Here is an 18792-nt window from a genome sequence, read left to right on the forward strand (position 1 = left end):
GGGTCACCATTCGATGCCGCGCTGGCCCTTCTGCCCGGCGTCCATGGGGTGCTTGACCTTGGCCATCTCGGTGACGAGGTCGGCGGCGGCCAGCAGCCGCGGGTCGGCGTCGCGCCCGGTGATGACCACGTGCTGGGCGCCGGGGCGGTCGCGCAGCGTCGCCACGACGTCGTCGACGTCCACCCACCCCCACTTCATCGGGTAGGTGAACTCGTCGAGGACGTAGAGCCGGTAGGTCTCGGCGGCCAGCTCCCGCTTGATCTGCGCCCACCCTTCGGCGGCGTCGGCGGCGTGGTCGGGCTCGGTCCCGGGGCGCCGGATCCACGACCAGCCCTCGCCCATCTTGTTCCAGGTGACCCGGCCGCCCTCCCCGGAGTCGCCCAGGACGCGCAGCGCGCGCTCCTCGCCGATGCGCCACTTGGCGGACTTCACGAACTGGAACACCCCGATGTCCCAGCCCTGCGCCCAGCAGCGGGTGGCGAGGCCGAACGCCGCGGTGGACTTCCCCTTTCCGGGGCCGGTGTGCACCATCAGCAGCGGCCGGTTGCGGCGCTGGCGGGTGGTGAGCCCGTCGTCGGGCACGTGGGTCGGTACGCCCTTCGGCATGTCTCGTCGTTCTCCTTGCTGCGGTTGATCCGTTGCCGTCGCGAGGTGTCAGGCGGCGCCGCGCGCGTGCCGGACCAGGCCGCTCAGCGTGTCGGCGCGCAGCTCCTCCAGCGGCACGGGGACGGCGTCCATGGCGGCGGCGAGCCGGTGCGCCATGCCCAGGCGCACGGGCCCCGACTCGCAGTCGACGACGACGCTGCGGACCCCCTCGGCGCGGATCAGCGCGCCCGCCCGCTGGGCGTCGCCGAACCCGCCGTGGGTGGCGCGGCCGTCGGTGACGACCACGAGCAGGGGGCGCCGCCGCGGGTCGCGCAGGCGCTCGATGCGCAGCACGTCGGCGCAGCGGAGCAGGCCGGCCGCCAGCGGGGTGCGGCCGCCTGTGCGCAGGTCGCGCAGGCGGCGGGCGCCCGCCTCGACCGACGAGGTCGGCGGCAGGTCGAGTTCGGCGCCGCGCCCGCGGAAGGTCACCAGGCCGACCTTGTCCCGGCGCTGGTAGGCGTCGAGCAGCAGGCTCAGGACGGCCCCCTTGACGGCGCGCATGCGCTGCCGGGCGGCCATGGAGCCGCTGGCGTCGACGCAGAAGAGCACGAGGTTGCCCTCGCGCCCCTCGCGCACGGCCTCCCGCAGGTCGGAGCGGTGCACGATGAGGCCGCGGCCGTCGCGCCCGCGTGCGCGCTGGTGCGGGGCCGCGGCGTTCACGGTGGCGGCGAGGTGCAGCGCGCCCATGCGTTCGGCGGGGACGCGGGCGCCGGTGGTGCGCCCCAGGGGCGTCTCGGCGCGCGAGCGGCGGCCGGGGGCACCGGCGCCGGTTCCGGGGACGCTGAAGAGCCGGGGCCGGTAGGCGGGCGCGGCTTCGGCGGGGGTGCCGTCGCCCCCGGAGGGGTCGCCGGAACCGGCGCCGGACGGCGGTCCGCCGTCCCGGGGGTTTCCGGTGCCTTCGGTGCCCGGAGGCCGCGGCCCGGCGGCGCCGGGCGCCGCGGAACCGTCCGGCTGCGGCCGGGGGCCGGGGCCGTCGGCGGGTCCGGCGCCGTCCGCGGCTCCCGGGTCGGACTCCCCCGCTCCGGCGGGGCTTTCGGGGCCGTCGCCCGGAGCGCCGTCCGGCCCGGCGGGGCCGCCATCGGGGGGTTCGGGGTCGTCGTCGCCGGCGTCGTCGAGCGCCTGCCGGAGGCGGTCCTCGTCGAGGCCCGGGGCGTCGAAGGGGTCGCGCCGGCGGCGGTGGGGCAGGGCCAGGCGGGCGGCGTCGCGGACGTCGTCGCCGGTGACCTCGGTGCGGCCGCGCCACGCGGCCAGGGCCATGGCGGCGCGGGCGGTGACGATGTCGGCGCGCAGGCCGTCGACCTCGAAGGCCGCGCAGACCGCGGTGACCTGGCGCAGAGCGGCGTCGGACAGGGCCACGCCGGGCAGGCGCGTGCGCGCGGCGCGGATGCGGGCGGCCAGCTCGGCCTCCTCGCCCGCGTGGCGGGCGGCGAAGCCGGCGGGATCGGCCTCGTAGGCGAGCCTGCGGCGCACGACCTCGGCCCGCTCGGCGGGGTCGCGGGTCGCGGCGACCTCCACGGTCAGGCCGAACCGGTCGAGCAGCTGAGGGCGCAGCTCGCCCTCCTCGGGGTTCATCGTGCCCACGAGCAGGAACCGGGCCGCGTGGCGCACCGACACGCCCTCGCGCTCGACGTGCGACGTCCCCATCGCGGCGGCGTCGAGCAGCAGGTCGACCAGGTGGTCGTGGAGGAGGTTGACCTCGTCGACGTAGAGGACGCCGCGGTGCGCCGCCGCGAGCAGCCCCGGCTCGAACGCCTTGACGCCCTCGGTGAGCGCGCGTTCGAGGTCGAGGGAGCCGGCGAGGCGGTCCTCGCTGGCGCCGACGGGCAGTTCGACCAGCCGCGCCGCACGCTGTTCGGCGGCGGCGCCGGTGTCGTGGGGGCCGTCGGGGCAGCCGGTGTCGGGGGCGGCGGGGTCGCAGGAGAACCGGCAGCCGGGGACGACGCCGATCCCGGGCAGGAGCGCGGCCAGGGCGCGCACCACGGTCGACTTGGCGGTCCCCTTCTCGCCGCGGACCAGCACCCCGCCGACAGCGGGCGACACCGCGTTGAGCAGCAGGGCGAGCTTGAGGTCGTCCATTCCGACGACCGCTGTGAAGGGGTAGCGAGCGGAAGCGCCCACGCTGTTCGGTCCTTCCTCGGGAGTCCACGCCCATAGGGGTCGGTCATGGCGCCGGGCAGTCTCCTGGCTCCCAGATCGCCGCTCCCCCGCCGCCTTCCCGCCGGGACTTCCGGCAGTGGCGATGGTCGCGGGTTCGCTCCCTGGTCACAGTGGCGGGACCGCCCCGGATTCACACCGGGTTCCTGCCGACGGCGGGGCATCACGTCGCCCGCCGGTCGGCGCCGCCCACCACGATCTCACACGCCCTCGCGGCGCCTCCGGCCGCCGGGTGCCTCCGGCCGGCCCGCGAAACCGGCCCGGAATCGGCCGAACCGCCCGGACCGGATTGGCGTCCCATGATGTATCCCGCCGCCGTGAACGCACCCGGCGCGGGCCGTGATGGAGAGGAAGGAGCAGGCGTGGGCGTGATCGAAATGGGCTTCACCGTCGTGGCGGCCGGAGTCGTGGTGCTGCTGATCGTCAGGATCGCCGGCCGGGCCCTCAACCGCTCGGGCGGGCGCACGCCGCCCCGGCGACGGGCACGCGGCAGCGGCTATGCGGGCGGCGACTACAGCGGTGGCTGGAGCTCCGGAGGCGACGGCGGCAAAGAGGCGCACCACGGCGGATCGAGCAGCGGCGGTGACGGCGGCGGCTGGTTCAGCTGGGGCGGGGGCGACAGCGGCGGAGGCGGCTGGGGCGGCGGAGACAGTGGAGGCGGCGGAGGGGGCGGGGACGGCGGCGGAGGCGGAGGCGGCTGAGCCCCCCGCCAACGGACGCGGCGGACCGCCGGCACCCCTTTCCTCGAACTGAAACACGTTCTAGTATGCGCCCCAGGGGCGCGACGACGAATGAGGGAGCGCCGGTGGCCGACGATCTGGAACTGGGTCTCGCCGTGGGCTACTGGGGGGCCGCAGCCGACGACGCGACGGAGACCGTCCGGGCGGCCGAAGCACTCGGCTACACGTCGGTGTGGACCGCCGAAGCCTACGGATCCGACGCCTTCACCCCCCTGGCGTGGTACGGCGCCCGGACCCGCGACATCGGGCTCGGCACCGCGATCGCCCAGATGTCGGCGCGCACCCCGGTGGCCACCGCCATGCACGCCCTCACCCTGGACCACCTCTCCGGCGGCCGGCTGCGGCTGGGCATCGGGGTGTCGGGGCCCCAAGTGGTGGAGGGCTGGTACGGCCGCCCCTTCCCCCGCCCGTTGCAACGGACCCGCGAGTACATCGACATCATGCGGCAGGTCTGGCGGCGCGAGGCGCCCGTGACCGGCGACGGCCCGCACCACCCGCTGCCCTACCCCGGCGGCGCCGGCCTGGGCAAGCCGCTCAAGTCGATCACCCACCCGCTGCGCCCGCGCATCCCGGTGTACCTGGGCGCCGAGGGCCCCAAGAACGTGGCCCTGGCGGCGGAGATCGCCGACGGCTGGGTCCCGATGTTCTACCACCCGCGGCTCAGCCCCCCGCTGTACGCCGACGCGCTCGCCGCCGCCCCCGCCGGCTTCGACATCGCCTGCACGGTCACGGTGGTCGAGCACGCCGACACCAGCGAGGCGCTGCGGCTGGCGAAGGCGCCCTACGCCTTCTACATCGGGGGCATGGGCGCCCGCGAACGCAACTTCCACCTCGACCTGTTCGTCCGGCTCGGCTTCGCCGAGGAGGCGCACAAGGTGCAGGACCTGTTCCTGGCGGGGCGCCGGGCCGAGGCCGTCGACGCCGTGCCCGACGAGCTCGCCGACGGCCTGGCCCTGGTGGGGCCGCTGCCGCGGATCGCCGAACGCCTCCAGGCCTGGCGCGAGAGCCCGGTGACGACCCTGCTGCTCGCGGGGGTGCGCGACGAGCCGCGGCTGCGGGCGCTGCGCGATCTCGTGAAGGGCTGACGCAGGGGCCGGTCTGCGGGGATGCTGTCAGCTTCTCGGGGCTGGAGCCCTGAGCTTGCAGGTAGGGCCTCACTGGCTGTGGGGTTGCCTCCCGCGTCTTGGCCATCAGACCTGTGGTCCGGTGACCGGGGCGCGTGACTCACGCCCCGCTTTCCACACGGTCTCGCCGCGGGCGGCGATGTTGCGGGAAGCGTTCCGGTCCGCATGCGCAACGACGCCGCAGCCCCGGCAGATGAAAAGACCCCGGTCCACACGGTTCCTCCTGTCCGTGTGGCCGCACTCGCAGCAAATCTGCGACGTGTACCGGGGGTCGACGTGGACGAGGGGCACGCCAGCGCGGCGTGCCTTGTAGACGATGAAGCCTCCGAGCTGGGCGAAGGCCCAGGAATGGAGGGTGACCCGTTGGGGCTTGCGGAGCCGTACCCTCTGCAGGATTCCCTTGAGGTCTTCCAGGGAGATCCCGGCCGAGGTGCGTTCAGCCTCGGTCACGATCGTCTTTGCGATGACGTGATTGGTGTTCTTGACGTGGCGCGCTTCCTTACGGCGACGCGCCTTGAGCCGCCGCCTGGCAGACTGGGTGCCCTTCTTCTGAAGCTTCCGACGCAGGTTGAGCTGCCGCCTGCGGTACCGGGTGAGGCCGCGCCCGGCCGCCTGGTAGCCAGTAGAGGTGGTGGCGATATTGGCGATGCCGAGGTCGACGCCGACAAACCCCTCCGGCTCGTACACCTCGGGCTCGGGAACATCGCAGATGGCGATGAGGTACCACGCGCCGTCACGGCAGATCAGGTCTGCTTCGCCTTTTCGGTACTGGGCAAGCGTCTTCAGCGCTCCGGGGGAGCAGACGAACCCGATGTCCTTCAACCGGCCCATGCGGGTGGTGATGGCAACCGCCTGGGCATCGATGTCCCAGCCCATATTGCGGTGGTCGTACGCCTGAGCCGCATCCGTGCGGAAGACGATCGGCTTGGACTCGGCCTTCTTGCGTCGCTTGGATCCCTCCTTGCCGAAATTCCCGGCCCTGATGTTCGCCCGCAGCGTTGTATAGGCATGGGTGACCTTCTTGATGAGCTGCTGCGCGGCGGCGGACTTGATGCCTCGCTCGCGCAAGCCCGCATAGACGAGCTTGCGCAGAGCGTACTCACGGACCTTGAGCCCGAAGTGCTCGAACGCGACCCAGGACACCCAGTTGGCGCCCTCATTGCAGCCGTGCAGCTCGTCACGCAGAGCCGACGCCGCCTCGGGCATCGGCCGGAGCTTCACGGATACAACTATCTTCACGAATTGAGACCATAGCATTACTACATGCAACATCGACGGGAATCGAACCCGACGTGCGCATGGGGGAACCGCTCGCTACGCCCACTCTCCACGCTCACTCCGTCTTCCCGCAGCGCCTTCCCGCCGTGCTCAGCCGCTGCGAGGAGATCCTTCGGAAGGCCATCGAGGAGTTCGGCGCGAAATCGCGGAGTTCAACGGCGGAGGCTGGTCACGTACACCTGGTGAGGCACTGTCGCCGGACCCGTGAGACGCAGCGATACGGTGGCGCCCCGAGCCACCCCGTTAGGATGCAATTGATCCCGGGGCTGAAGCCCTGGGATTTCTTGCAAGGTCCGCTAATTGGACGACGTTGCCCCCGGTCCGGATTGTGAGACCCCCATGCACGAGGACATCGCCTACAGTCCCGCACGGGAGCTGGCTCGGCTGCTGCGCGCACGCGAGATCTCGGCGCGCGAGGTGGTGGAGGCCCACTTGGAGCGCATCGAGGACACCGACCCCGCGATCAACGCGGTCGTGACCCTCTGCGCCGAGCGGGCCATGGACGAGGCCCGCGCGGCCGACGAGCGGCTGGCCTACGGCGCCGATGTCGGCCCCCTGCACGGCCTGCCCGTCGCCCACAAGGACACCCACGAGACCGCCGGCGTGCGCACCACGTTCGGGTCCCCCATCTACGCCGACCACGTCCCCCAGCACGACACGCTGGTCGTCGAGCGGATGCGCGCCGCGGGCGCGATCACGATCGGCAAGACCAACACCCCCGAGTTCGCCGCCGGATCGCACACCTTCAACACGGTGTTCGGCACCACCCGCAACCCCTACGACACGTCGCGCTCGGCCGGGGGCAGCAGCGGGGGCGCCGCGGCCGCCCTGGCCGCCGGGCTGCACCCGCTCGCCGACGGCTCGGACATGGGCGGGTCACTGCGCAACCCCGCGTCGTTCAACAACGTCGTCGGGCTGCGCCCCTCGCCGGGCCGGGTGCCGCGGTTCCCCGAGGAGATGGGCTGGTCGACGCTTTCGGTCCAGGGCCCGATGGCGCGCAATGTCGCCGACGCCGCGCTGCTGCTGTCGGTGCAGGCGGGGCCCGACCCCCGCTGCCCGATCTCCGTGCGCGAGCCCGGGTCGGTGTTCGCCGGACCGCTCGACCGCGATCTGCGCGGCCTGCGGGTGGCCTGGACCCCCGACCTCGGCGGCGCGTTCACCTCGGAACGGGCGGTGCTCGACACCCTGGAGCCGCAGCTGTCGGTGTTCACCGGCCTGGGCTGTGAGGTCACCGAGGACGCCCCCGACCTCAGCGGCGCCGAGGAGGTGTTCCGCACGCTGCGCGCCTGGCAGTTCGCGAGCAAGTTCGGGCCGCTCCTGGAGACCGACCGCGACCGCCTCAAGCCCAGCATCGTGTGGAACACCGAGGCCGGGCTCGCCCTCACGGGCGACGACCTCTCCCGCGCCGAGCGGCTGCACACCGCGATCTTCCACCGGACGCGCGCGTTCTTCGAGCGCTACGACGTCCTGCTGCTGCCGGTCAGCCAGGTGGTCCCCTTCGACGCCGACCTGGAGTACCCCGCCGACATCGACGGGGTCGCCCAGGAGACCTACCTGGACTGGATGCGCTCGTCCTACCTGATCACCGTCACCGGCAGCCCCGCGCTGTCGGTGCCCGCGGGGTTCACCCCCGGCGGGCTTCCCGTGGGCCTTCAGATCGTGGGCCCGCAGTTGGCCGAGCGGCGGGTGCTGGAGGTGGGCCACGCCTTCGAGCAGGCCACCGGCTTCGGCCTGCGGCGCCCCCCTCTGTAGGGGGCGGCGGCGCCGCGGTGATTCCGGGAGATCACCCCGCCGGGTCGGATCGGTGAATTTCCCGATCGTGCGCAATTCGGGATCAACAGGGGGATTCCCTTTTGATGATCTCCGGGGCACGCTGAACCCCTGCACGTCCGCACCCCCATGTGGAGGCCCCGTGAGTTCGAGCACGCAGGAACCACAGCAGGAACAGGGGTTCATGCGTGTCCTGGGCCGCTGGGACATCCTCGCCCTGGCGTTCGGCGCGATGATCGGCTTCGGCTGGGTCGTCCTCACCGGCGAGTTCATCAACGCCGCCGGCAGCCTCGGATCGGCCCTCGCCTTCGTGATCGGCGGCGTGATCATCGCCCTGGTCGGCCTCACCTACGCCGAGCTGGTCGCCGCCATGCCCCAGGCCGGCGGCGAGCACCACTACGCGCTGCGCGCGCTGGGGTCGCGCGGCGCGTTCGTCGCGTCCTGGGCGATGGTCCTCGGCTACGTCTCCGTGGTGGCCTTCGAGGCCGTGGCCCTGCCGCAGACCGTGCTCTACCTGGCACCCGACATGCAGGTCGGCTACCTATGGACGGTGGCGGGCTATGAGGTCCACGCCAGCTGGGCCGCGGTCGGGATCGTCTCGGCGATCGCGATCACGGCGCTGAACTACATCGGGATCCGCCCGGCGAGCGTCTTCCAGACCGTCGCCGTGCTGTTCCTCCTGGCCGCCGGGGCCCTCCTGCTGGTGGGGTCGCTGACCGGCGGCTCCGCGACGGACATGCAGCCGCTGTTCACCGGCGGCGTCCCGGGGATCGTGACGGTCCTGGTCGCGGTGCCGTTCCTGTTCGTGGGCTTCGACGTGATCCCGCAGTCGGCGAGCGAGGTGAAGATCCCCTACCGGCAGGTGGGCCGGATCCTCGTGGTGTCGGTGGCCTGCGCCTCGGCCTGGTACATCCTGATCATGCTGACCGTGTCCTCGGGGCTGGCGCCCGAGGTGCTGGCGCAGTCCGAACTCGCCTCGGCCGACTCCATGACCGAGCTGTGGGGCAGCAGGGCCATGGGCCAGCTGCTCGTTCTCGGCGGCATCGCGGGGATCGTGACCAGCTGGAACGCGTTCCTCATCGGCGCCAGCCGGCTGCTGTACGCCATGGCCGTGTCGCGGATGATCCCGGCCTGGTTCGGCCGCCTGCACCCCCGGTTCCGCACGCCGGGCAACGCGGTGCTGTTCATCGGGGCGCTGTCGGTCATCGCCCCGCTCTTCGGCCAGCCCATGCTCGTCTGGCTGGTCAACGCCGGGGGCATCAACATCGTGGTCGCCTACCTGATGGTCGCCCTGTCGTTCCTGGTGCTGCGCCGCCGCGAACCCGGCATGGCACGCCCGTTCCGCACCCCGGCGGGCACCGTGGTCGGGGCGCTCGCGGTCGCGGCCAGTATCGGCCTGGGCGTGCTGTACCTGCCCGGCATGCCGGCGGCGCTGACGTGGCCCTACGAGTGGGGGATCATCGGGCTGTGGTGGGTGCTGGGCGCCGCCTACCTGCTGCGCATGCCCGGTGTGGGCCCCGGCGCCGACGCCGAGGCGCGGCTGATCGGCGCGGTCGAACAGCGCCGGTCCTGAGGGCCCCGAGGGTCAGTCCCAGACCCGTGCCAGGGTCCAGGAGCCGGTGAGCGAATCGTGCCGGAGCTCGTAGACCCCGCGTGAGACGTCCTGGGAGCCCGCCTCGACCCGCCAGTAGGTGCGCTGGGGCAGGCGGTCCTCGGCGTGGGGCGCCCAGTCGGCGCGCAGGGTGACCCAGTGGTCGATGATCCGGCGGACCACATAGATGCGCCCCTCCCAGGTGAAGCGCACGGGCCGGCCGTCCTGCTCGGCCACCGTGATCTGCACGCCGAAGATGCGCCCCACCCGCGGGCCTCCCTCACCATCGCCGGTCGGCGCGCACGCCGAGCGGGACCCGCGGGGAAGGGCAGGCCGAAATTCGAACACGTGTTCCCATTCTATCCCAGGCGGGCAACCCGCTGGAAGCGCGGCATCAGCGCACGTGTCTAGAATCGTGGCGACCCTCCCTTACATGGCGTACCTCCGGCGGCGTCCGCACCCTCCGCGCCTCGGCCCCCGATACGCCATGAGGCGCGAATGACGCGACCCCGCAAAGGAACCCAGCACTGTGACGCCAAACGGGCACGAGAGCGCCAAGCCCCTCCGGACCGGCGACCCCCGCGAACTCGGCAACTACCGGATCGAGGGGCGCCTGGGCCGCGGCGGCATGGGCACCGTGTACCTGGCCCGCGACGCATCGGACCGCCTCGTCGCGGTCAAGCTGATCCACCCCGATCTGAGCGACGACGAGGACTTCCGCCGCCGGTTCGCGCGCGAGGTCGCCTCCGCCCGCAAGGTCGCGCGGTTCTCCACGGCGGGGGTCCTGGACGCGCGCCTCGACGGCGATCCGCTGTTCATCGTGTCGGAGTACGTGCCGGGCCCCAACCTCTCCCAGGCCATCACCACCGACGGCCCGATGCTCGGCGGCACGCTCGACAGCCTCGCCATGGGCGTGGCCGCCGCCCTGGTCGCCATCCACCGGGCGGGCGTCGTCCACCGCGACCTCAAGCCCGCGAACGTCCTGCTGTCGGCGGTGGGCCCCAAGGTGATCGACTTCGGGATCGCCCGCGCCCTGGACGACGACAGCGCCGTCACCCGCTCCAGCCAGCTCATGGGGACCCCCGCCTACCTCGCCCCCGAACTCGTCCTCGGCAACGACGTCACGCCGGCCTCCGACATCTTCTCCTGGGGCTGCCTGGTCGCCTACGCCGGCATCGGCAAGGCCCCCTTCGACGCCCCGTCGGTGCCCGCCGTCCTGCACCGCATCAGCTCGATGCAGCCCGGCCTCGAGGGCCTCGACCCCGGCCTGGAGCCGCTGGTGCGGCAGGCGCTGGCGAAGGACCCCGCCGACCGCCCCACCGCCCAGCAGCTGCTGAACCGGCTCGTCGGCCAGGACGACCCCGCTGATTCGACCGTCGACCGGTCCGTCGTGCGGTCGTGGACCCCGCCGTCCACCGCCCGGCCCACCGGGCTCTCGGGGGCCGCCGCCGGTGCCGCTGCCGCGGGAGCCGGCGCGGCAGCGGGCGCCCTGGCGGGGGCCGAAGCCGCTCCGGACCCCGGCGCCACCCCCGTGACCGGCCCCCCGGCCGGTCCCGGTGCGGCGCCCACCGGCCCTCCCCCGCCGCCGACCGGCGGGCAGGTTCCGCCCACCCGCCCCATGGAGGGGCAGGCGCCGATGCCGCCCTCGGGCGGCTATCCCTCGGCGGCGGGCCAGACCCCATCGGGGCCGCAGCCGGCCTACGGCCCGCCACAGCCCGGCCCCGGCGTCGTCTCCGGGAACGGGCCCTACGGCTCTGCGCCGGGGGCGCAGCCCGCGTATCCGCCCACGGGAGGACAGGCCCCGTACCCGCCCACCGGAGGGCAGGTCCCCTACGCGCCGACCGCAGCGCAGGTCCCCCTCCACGGCGGACCGCCCCACGGCCTCGGGCACATGGGCCCGGGCGGCCCGTTCGGCCACGGCCCCGCCGGCCCCAACGGTCCGGGCACTCCCGGGGACGGGTCACCGTCGTCCCCGCGGCGCCGCACCACCGCCATGGGCATCGGCGCGGGCGCGGTCGTCCTGGCGGTCGTCGCCGCGATCGGCGCGGTCCGGCTCTTCGGCGACGGGCCGCCCGAGGGCACCAGCATCTTCCAGGACGACTTCGCCGTGGTCGGGGAGTGGGAAGGACTGGACGAGTACGACCCCAGCGACACCACCTCGGGCGGCGGCTATGACGACGAACAGCTCCTCCTCATCGTGCAGAGCGACTCCGATCAGCCCAGCCGCGGCGAGTGGGCCCCGTTCGAGGCCGAGATCCCCGAGAACGTCTCGGTGAGCGCCGACGTCCAGGTGCGCTCCGGACAGCCCTATGGGCAGTTCGGTGTCCGCTGCTTCCGGCAGGAGGACGACGACACGGACGTGGTGACCATGTACGAAGGGCTCGTCCGGATCGACGGCGAGGGTGCCGAGCTCAGGCGGATGGGGGGTCAGGAGAACGGGTCGGTGATGGCCAGTGCCGACTCCGTCCCCGGATTCGCCGCGACCGGCGACCGCGACGAGGAACCCGCGGTCAACACCGTCACCATGACCTGCGAGGCCGACCGCAGGGCCGACACCATGACCCTCAACCTCTACGTCAACGGCCGTCACGTCCTGGAGGCCGTCGACGACCGGCTGCTGCCCGACGACGCCGAGGAGCCGCGCATGGTCGGCGTCGTGGCCAAGCGCGGCGCGGGCGGCGGCGACAACACCGCGATCGCCTTCGACGACTTCCGCCTCGACGAGCTCCCCGCCGCCGACGGCGAGCCCCCCGCCTCCGGGCGATCGGACGACTCCTAGGCTGGTCGGCGGCGGGCCCGGCGGCCCGCCGCCGAGCACCGATCGCCGACGGAGAGGTTCCACATGCGCGCCATCGTCATCGAGAAGCAGGGCGGCCCCGAGGTCATGCAGGTGGCGGAGGTCGACGCCCCCAGACCCGGCCCCGGCGAGGTGGCCGTCGACGTCGAAGCCGCCGGTGTCAACTTCATCGACATCTACCAGCGGGGCGGGGCCTACCCGGTGCCCACGCCGTTCACCCCGGGTGTCGAGGCCGCCGGGACCGTGGCGGAGGTGGGCGAGGGCGTGACCGGTGTCGCTGTCGGCGACCGCGTTGCCTGGGTCATGGTCCCCGGTGCCTACGCCGAGCGGGCGGTGGTGCCCGCCGACCGAACCGTCCCGGTGCCCGACGGCGTGACCACCGAGCAGGCGGCGGCCGTTCTGCTCCAAGGGCTCACCGCCCACTACCTGACCTACTCCACCTACCCGGTGCAGCAGGGCGACACCGTCGTGGTGCACGCCGCCGCCGGCGGCACCGGCCTGCTGCTGGTGCAGCTCGCCAAGGCGCGCGGGGCGCGCGTCATCGGGACGGTCTCGACCGAGGCCAAGGAGGCGCTGGCGCGGGAGGCCGGCGCCGACGACGTCATCCGCTACGGCACCGATGACGGCGCCGAGCGCCCCGACATCGCCGCGGCCGTGCGCACGCTGACCGGCGGCGCGGGCGCCGCGGCGGTCTACGACGGTGTGGGCGCCGCAACGTTCGAGGCCAGCCTGGACAGCCTGCGCCTGCGCGGCACCCTGGCCCTGTTCGGCCAGTCCAGCGGCAAGGTGGCGCCGGTGGACCCGCAGCGGCTGAACACCGCGGGGTCGGTGTACCTGACCCGCCCGATGCTGGTCCACTACATCGCCGACCGCGCGGAGCTGCTGGAGCGCGCCTCCGACATCTTCGGGCTCGTGGCCTCGGGCGGGCTGGACGTGCGCATCGGCGGCCGCTACCCGCTGGCCGACGCGGCGCGGGCCCACGAGGACCTCGCGTCGCGCCGCACCACCGGCAAGCTGGTGCTCACCGCCTGAGCGGCCGCCCCCTGCCCGCCGCAAGGGCGGGGCCGGGGCGGCTAGGCGCCGTCCCCGTTCTGGCGGTTGTTGCGGCCGGGCGCGGCGGCAGCGGCGTCGGCCTCCTTGCGGGCGTCGGCCACCGCCTCGGCGGCGAGTTCGGCGGCCTCGTCGGCGGCCCTGGCCGCGCTGTGCCCCGCCGCCGGATCGCCGGGGGTGAGCTGCCGGGGCGCCCCCTCCTCGGTGTCCTCGGCGGCCTCCCCCTCGGGCCGCTCGCCCTCGCCCGCGCCGGCCCTGCCTTCGGAGAACGCCCGGCTGACGTTCTGCACGGCCTGGGTCAGCTCGCCGGGGATCACCCAGAAGGTGTTGCCCTCCCCGCTGGCGAGGTCGGGCAGGGTCTCCAGGTACTTGTAGGCGAGCACCTTGGAGTCGGCGTTGTTGGCGTGCACCGCCTGAAAGACGCGCTCGATCGCCTTGGCCTCGCCGTCGGCGCGCAGGATGCGCGCCTGCTGGTCGCCCTGGGCCTCCAGGATCGCCTGCTGGCGCGCCCCTTCGGCGGTGAGGATGCGCGACTGCCGCTCGCCCTCGGCGTGCAGGATGACGGCGCGCTTGTCGCGCTCGGCCCGCATCTGCTTCTCCATCGCCTCCTTGATGGTGGGCGGCGGGTCGATCGCCTTGATCTCGACGCGGTTGGCGCGGATGCCCCACTTGCCGGTGGCGTCGTCGAGGACGCCCCGCAGCCGCGTGTTGATCTCCTCGCGCGAGGTGAGCGTCTTCTCCAGGTCCATGCCGCCGATGACGTTGCGCAGTGTCGTGACGGTGAGCTGGTCGATGGCCTGGAGGTAGTTGGCGACCTCGTAGGCGGCGGCCCGCGGGTCGGTGATCTGGTAGTAGAGGACGGTGTCGATGTTGACGACGAGGTTGTCCTCGGTGATCACCGGTTGGGGGCGCGAGGAGAACACCTGTTCGCGCAGGTCGAACTTGGTGTTCACCCGGTCGACCCCCGGGATGATGAAGTTCAGCCCGGGCTGGAGCGTGCGCATGTAGCGGCCGAAGCGCTCGATGTTGTAGGCCCGCGCCTGCGGCACGATGCGCACCGTGGTCGTGACCACGATGACGACGAGGACCGCGAGTACGAGGAACAGGATGTTGAGACCCATGATCTGCTGCCTGCCAAGTCGGTCGGGTTCGTGTTGACGGAGCGGGCGCACGGCCCCCTTAGGGAAGGGCCTCGCGCGGATGGACGACGGCCGTGGCGCCGTCGATCTCCAGGACGTCCACGCGGATGCCCGCCGGGATCACCTGGTCCTCGTCGAGTGAGCGGGCCGACCACTCCTCGCCCACGAGCCTGATCCGGCCGTGCTCGCCGGTGACCTCCTCCAGCACCACAGCGGACCTGCCCACGAGCGCGTCGGTGCCCGAGCGCAGCCGCGGCGGCTGGCGGAGGTGGCGGCGGGCGATCGGCCGCACGACCGCGAGGCCGGCGACCGCGGTGACCGAGAACGCGGCCACCTGCACGGCGAGCCCCAGGCCCACGGCGCCGGCGATGCCCGCGACGAGCGCGGCCACGGCGAGCAGGCCCAGGGCGAGGGTCAGGGTGAACATCTCCGCCGCGCCCAGGGCGACGGCGGCGATCAGCCAGAGGACCCAGATCGGCATGTCGTACCGGCCTCCCCTCAGGTGGCGGCTACTTCCAACCTACCCAGCGGACGGTGAGAAAGCACACAATTCGCCCCGGGGATGCGGGGGTGGAATCGCGGGCGCCGCCGCGCGGGACCGGTCCGCGTGGACCGGCCCCGCTGCGGGTGGCGGAGCGGGCTGCGGCGGGGTCAGCCGCGGCCCTCGGTGAACTGCACGGCCACCTGGAAGGTCGGCCGGTTCTGCCAGGCCACGCGCTGGAGGTTGATGCCGCCCAGCGGCGAGTGGACGATCGAGTCGGCGCAGACCTGGTCGCCGGCGTCGCATTCGTCGTCGCCGGGGTAGACCTCGGTGGCGGGGACGGCCGCGGCCTCGGCCAGGGACTCCGCCAGCACCGTGCGGCAGGCGTCGAGGTCGCCCCCGCCGCAGTAGGCGTCGCCCAGCGGGCCGTCGACCTCGTCGCCGAGCACCGCTCTGAGGTCCTTGTCGACGTAGGACCACCAGCCGTACTGGAACGCCGATCCCCGGTGGGGCTGGCCCTGGTTGATGCTGCCGGGGTCGCCGCCGCCGATGTTGCCCGAGGGCGACTCGTCGACCTGCACGGCCGTGCTCAGCTCGGTGTAGAGGTCGCCGCCGAGCCCGGGTTCGAACTGGGCCCGGACCAGCAGCGGCCACCACGCGTCCATGATGCGGACGGCGTCGGCGTGTGAGTACTCGCCGGCGCTCTTCTCGGGCTCGCGGCGCGGGGCGCCGTCGGCCAGCCAGGCGCGCAGCGCGTCGGCCGCGGCGGCGGTTTCAGGGTCGCCGACCGGGCCGCTGTCGAGCACCCGCAGGAGCTCGGGCAGGACCTGTTCGCCGCGCAGGTCGGTGCTGCCGGCCTCGGCCATGACCTGGGCCAGCGAGGCGGTGGTGAACGCGTGGCCCTCGTCGATGAGGCCTGAGATGCGGCCGTCGAGCAGGTCGCCGCGGTGCACCGACCCGGTCGCATAGCCCGAGGTGTAGCCGGCGGCGGGCTTGTTGTTCCAGTTGGCGTAGTAGTCGTCGTTGACCGAGTTGGGGTGGGCCTCCAGCGGGGTGTAGTCGGCCCCGTTGGTGCCGGGGTCCCAGCCCGACCACCCGGCCGCGGACGCGACATCGATGGGCATGTTGGGGTTGGTGCCCTCGGTGCGGACGGGGTTGGCGCCGGAGTTGACGAACGCGATGTCCTCGTCATCGGCGTAGTGCCAGTTGAAGGCGTAGCCGACGTCCATGGCGGCCTCCTGGAAGGCGGCGGCCGAGGTGATCGCGCCGGGGTCGTTGAACTTCTGGAAGCCGATGATGGAGTCGACCTCCCGCAGGTAGGTGGAGCGGCGGGTGGCGAAGGCCACGGGGGTGCCGTCGACCGTGCCGAAGGAGTCGATCAGGCCGTAGGGCGTCCGCAGCGACGTGAGGGTGTAGGAGCCGGCGGGCGTCTGGTCGGCGACCGTCGGGGACCACTCGTTGTGCACGCTGAGCTCCTCGAAGGCCACGCACTCGCCGCCGTCGAGGTAGCTGCGGGAGCCGGTGTCGGGCGCGGAGCCGTCGGGCTCGCACAGCTCCAGGGCGAATATGTCGGTGATGTCCTGGTTGGCCGAGGTCGCGCTCCAGGCGTAGTCGGCGCCGCGGCCCATCTGCACGTAGAAGCTCACACCGGGGAACGACGCCCCGCGGGCGCTGATCCCGGGGCCCTGGAGCTCCTGGACCATGAGCAGCTGCGGGGAGAAGTAGCCGGTCTGGGGGCCCATGACGGCGACGGGGTTGCCGCTCTCGGTGTGCTCGCCCGAGACCAGCAGGGCATTGGACATCCCGGCCTTGCCGTCGAGGAAGCCGGCGGGCAGCACGCCGTCGTTGAAGATGCCCTCGGCGGCCGTGGTGTCGCCGTCGGCGGCCAGGTCCTCCAGCTCCTCGCGGTCGGCGTCGGGCAGGTCGTCGACCGTGCCGGGGCCGCCGCCGGGCTCACCGCCGGTGTCGGCGGGGGCCGCAGCGGGGTCGTCACCGCCGCCCGCCGCGCCGGTCTCGTCGTGGACGATGTCGTAGGGCACCACGGATCCGGGATCGGGCGGCGCCTCGCCGACCGGGTCCTCCGGGGTCGCGGTGTAGGGGAACTCGCCGGGGACGGTGGTGACGGCCTCGGGGTCGTTCTCCATCCGCCAGGAGCGCCACAGCGCATCGCCCTCCTCCTCGCCGTACTCGGCGACGAAGGACGCGCGCAGCAGGGCCGACTGGACCTCTCCCCCGCCGCCACCGCCGAACAGCAGGCCCACCATCGAGGCGATGCCCACGATGTCGGTGCGGCGGAACTCCTCGATCTCCCCTTCCTGGGTCACGGCGTCCTTGTGGCCGGTCAGGACGTATTCGCCGGGGTAGTCGTTGCGCTCCTGGGAGCCCGCGATGTAGGCGTTGATGCCCTCGAGGTAGGCGTCGACATCGGCGAGCGCCTGGGCGCCCCGCTCGCTGCCGGAGGCGACCCGGTCGATCTGGGCCTGCTTGTCCTCCTCGGTGTAGGGCGCGCCGCGCCACAGGCTCTGCTCCAGCACCTGGTTGCTCTCGGCTCCCCCGGCGAAGGGGGTGACCTGGCCGCGTCCCAGGTTGCGCAGTACGTCCATGAGGAACAGCCGGTCCTCGGCGGCGGCGTAGCCCGCGCCGAACATGGTGCCCTCGCGGGTGCTGCCGTAGATGTGCGGGATGCCGTGGTCGTCGTCGCGGACGATCGTGACGTCGTCGCGCGGCCGGTACTCCTCGCCGATGTCCTCGGGGGCCACCCCGAAGGCGGAGTCGAGGTAGTAGTCGCCGAGGTTCTCGGGCGTCAGGCCGCCGTAGTCGTGGAGCAGGTCGCCGTAGGGCCCGATCTGAGTGTCGGCGTGCTCGGGGCGGGTGCCGAAGAGCTGGTTGCCGAGGATCTCGACGAGAGTGGCGTTGCCGTTCTGGCCGGGCGTGAGGATGTCGCGGCAGGTGCCGCCGGAGCAGTAGTCCTCGACGGCCGCCATCAGCTCGGCGGTGGAGGGGTGGTCGTCGGCCGCCGCGGGGCCGGCGGCGGCCCCGGTCAGCAGCGTGGTGAGGGCCGTCGCCGCTGCGGCGGCGCGGAGGCGGGCACGGGGGATGGTCATGGCGTACCTCGTTCGCGCGGGGTCGGCGGCAGGTTACGCATGCGCGCGCCGTTCGCGAAAGCGATTCACATTCGGTGGCCTCGACCCATTGCGGCGCCCCCGTGGCGGTACCGCAATGCGCTACCAGCGGTAACACCAAGAGTACGCACACCGGTACAGACATCGGGCGGCGGCGCAAGGGAGCCAAAATGACCGCATCCGGCCAGGGCCGGGGCCGCAGTGTCGTCAGGTCACACCAACGGCTCAGCCCTCGTCCTCCAGATCACCCTCCAGCTCCAGGTAGGTGGCCCGCAGCCCCTCGAGGGTCGCGGGGTCGGGGCGCTCCCACAGCTTGCGGTCGGCGGCCTCCAGCAGGCGTTCGGCCATTCCCCGCAGCGCCCACGGGTTGGACTCGCTCAGGAACGCCCGGTTCTCGGGGTCGAAGACATAGCTCTCCGCGAGCTTCTGGTACATCCAGTCGTCGACCACGCCGGCGGTCGCGTCGTAGCCGAACAGGTAGTCGACCGTGGCCGCCAGCTCGAAGGCGCCCTTGTAGCCGTGTCGGCGCATGGCCGCGATCCACCGCGGGTTCACCACACGGGCGCGGAACACGCGCCGCGTCTCCTCGCCCAGCGTGCGGGTACGCACCTGGTCGGGCACCGCGGAGTCGCCGACATAGGCGGCGGGGTCGCTGCCCGTGAGGCGGCGGACCATCGCGACCATGCCGCCGTGGTACTGGAAGTAGTCGTCGGAGTCGACGATGTCGTGCTCGCGGGTGTCCTGGTTCTTCGCCGCCACCGAGATCCGCCGGAACGACGCCTCCATGTCGGGGCGGGCATCGCGGCCGTCGAGGCCCCGGCCGTAGGCGTAGCCGCCCCACACCGCATAGACCTCGGCGAGGTCGGCGTCGTCGCGCCAGTTGCGGGAGTCGATCAGCGGC

At 73.2% G+C, this 18792-nt stretch carries 14 protein-coding genes and 1 riboswitch; of the genes, 6 read left to right on the plus strand and 8 right to left on the minus strand.

Features of this window, described 5'->3' with window-relative positions:
* Positions 1-3: 3 nt before the first annotated feature.
* Together cobO and ACFOVU_RS25345 are read right to left on the minus strand one after the other, a co-directional pair.
* A complete protein-coding gene (gene cobO, locus ACFOVU_RS25340) occupies positions 4-606 on the minus strand; it encodes a cob(I)yrinic acid a,c-diamide adenosyltransferase (protein WP_378537593.1) in 603 nt (200 codons plus the stop codon).
* Between the two features lie 48 nt (positions 607-654).
* Positions 655-2763: a putative cobaltochelatase gene (locus tag ACFOVU_RS25345; protein ID WP_378537595.1), complete on the minus strand. Its 2109-nt coding sequence runs from the start codon at positions 2761-2763 to the stop codon at positions 655-657.
* Positions 2764-2819: 56 nt separating this feature from the next.
* A riboswitch (cobalamin riboswitch) is annotated at positions 2820-2948 on the minus strand.
* 213 nt (positions 2949-3161) lie between these two features.
* Here ACFOVU_RS25345 and ACFOVU_RS25350 point away from each other — a divergent pair.
* Both ACFOVU_RS25350 and ACFOVU_RS25355 read left to right on the plus strand, forming a co-directional pair.
* Positions 3162-3500 carry a hypothetical protein gene (locus ACFOVU_RS25350; protein WP_378537597.1) on the plus strand — a complete coding sequence of 113 codons (339 nt, stop codon included), beginning with the start codon at positions 3162-3164 and terminating at the stop codon, positions 3498-3500.
* A gap of 104 nt (positions 3501-3604) precedes the next feature.
* A complete protein-coding gene (locus tag ACFOVU_RS25355; RefSeq protein ID WP_378537599.1) occupies positions 3605-4624 on the plus strand; it encodes an LLM class F420-dependent oxidoreductase in 1020 nt (339 codons plus the stop codon).
* 105 nt (positions 4625-4729) lie between these two features.
* On the opposite strand, the gene ACFOVU_RS25360 is transcribed toward ACFOVU_RS25355, so the two are convergent.
* Positions 4730-5902 carry an RNA-guided endonuclease InsQ/TnpB family protein gene (locus ACFOVU_RS25360; protein ID WP_378537600.1) on the minus strand — a complete coding sequence of 391 codons (1173 nt, stop codon included), beginning with the start codon at positions 5900-5902 and terminating at the stop codon, positions 4730-4732.
* 378 nt (positions 5903-6280) lie between these two features.
* Between ACFOVU_RS25360 and ACFOVU_RS25365 the strand changes: the two genes are divergently transcribed.
* Positions 6281-7693, plus strand: a complete 1413-nt coding sequence (locus ACFOVU_RS25365; protein WP_378537602.1) for an amidase — start codon at positions 6281-6283, stop codon at positions 7691-7693.
* Between the two features lie 202 nt (positions 7694-7895).
* Positions 7896-9284 carry an APC family permease gene (locus ACFOVU_RS25370; RefSeq protein WP_378538218.1) on the plus strand — a complete coding sequence of 463 codons (1389 nt, stop codon included), beginning with the start codon at positions 7896-7898 and terminating at the stop codon, positions 9282-9284.
* A gap of 12 nt (positions 9285-9296) precedes the next feature.
* On the opposite strand, the gene ACFOVU_RS25375 is transcribed toward ACFOVU_RS25370, so the two are convergent.
* Entirely contained in the window at positions 9297-9569 is a 273-nt protein-coding gene (locus ACFOVU_RS25375; protein WP_378537604.1) for a DUF6504 family protein, read from the minus strand.
* A gap of 262 nt (positions 9570-9831) precedes the next feature.
* Here ACFOVU_RS25375 and ACFOVU_RS25380 point away from each other — a divergent pair, with 262 nt between their 5' ends.
* Positions 9832-12081 carry a protein kinase domain-containing protein gene (locus tag ACFOVU_RS25380; RefSeq protein ID WP_378537605.1) on the plus strand — a complete coding sequence of 750 codons (2250 nt, stop codon included), beginning with the start codon at positions 9832-9834 and terminating at the stop codon, positions 12079-12081.
* Positions 12082-12144: 63 nt separating this feature from the next.
* The gene (locus ACFOVU_RS25385) at positions 12145-13131 is read left to right on the plus strand and encodes a quinone oxidoreductase family protein (RefSeq protein ID WP_378537607.1); all 987 of its coding nucleotides are present in this window, start codon (positions 12145-12147) and stop codon (positions 13129-13131) included.
* Between the two features lie 41 nt (positions 13132-13172).
* On the opposite strand, the gene ACFOVU_RS25390 is transcribed toward ACFOVU_RS25385, so the two are convergent.
* The 4 genes from ACFOVU_RS25390 to ACFOVU_RS25405 form a co-directional block, all read right to left on the minus strand.
* A complete protein-coding gene (locus ACFOVU_RS25390) occupies positions 13173-14270 on the minus strand; it encodes an SPFH domain-containing protein (RefSeq protein ID WP_378537609.1) in 1098 nt (365 codons plus the stop codon).
* Between the two features lie 58 nt (positions 14271-14328).
* Entirely contained in the window at positions 14329-14769 is a 441-nt protein-coding gene (locus tag ACFOVU_RS25395) for an NfeD family protein (protein ID WP_378537611.1), read from the minus strand.
* A 170-nt stretch (positions 14770-14939) separates the two neighbouring features.
* The gene (locus ACFOVU_RS25400) at positions 14940-17873 is read right to left on the minus strand and encodes a penicillin acylase family protein (RefSeq protein WP_378537613.1); all 2934 of its coding nucleotides are present in this window, start codon (positions 17871-17873) and stop codon (positions 14940-14942) included.
* A 243-nt stretch (positions 17874-18116) separates the two neighbouring features.
* A partial coding sequence (locus ACFOVU_RS25405; RefSeq protein WP_378537615.1) for a cobaltochelatase subunit CobN occupies positions 18117-18792 on the minus strand: 676 nt, incomplete at its 5' end.

It is taken from the genome of Nocardiopsis sediminis, from assembly GCF_042650565.1.
Lineage (GTDB): Bacteria > Actinomycetota > Actinomycetes > Streptosporangiales > Streptosporangiaceae > Nocardiopsis_B > Nocardiopsis_B sediminis.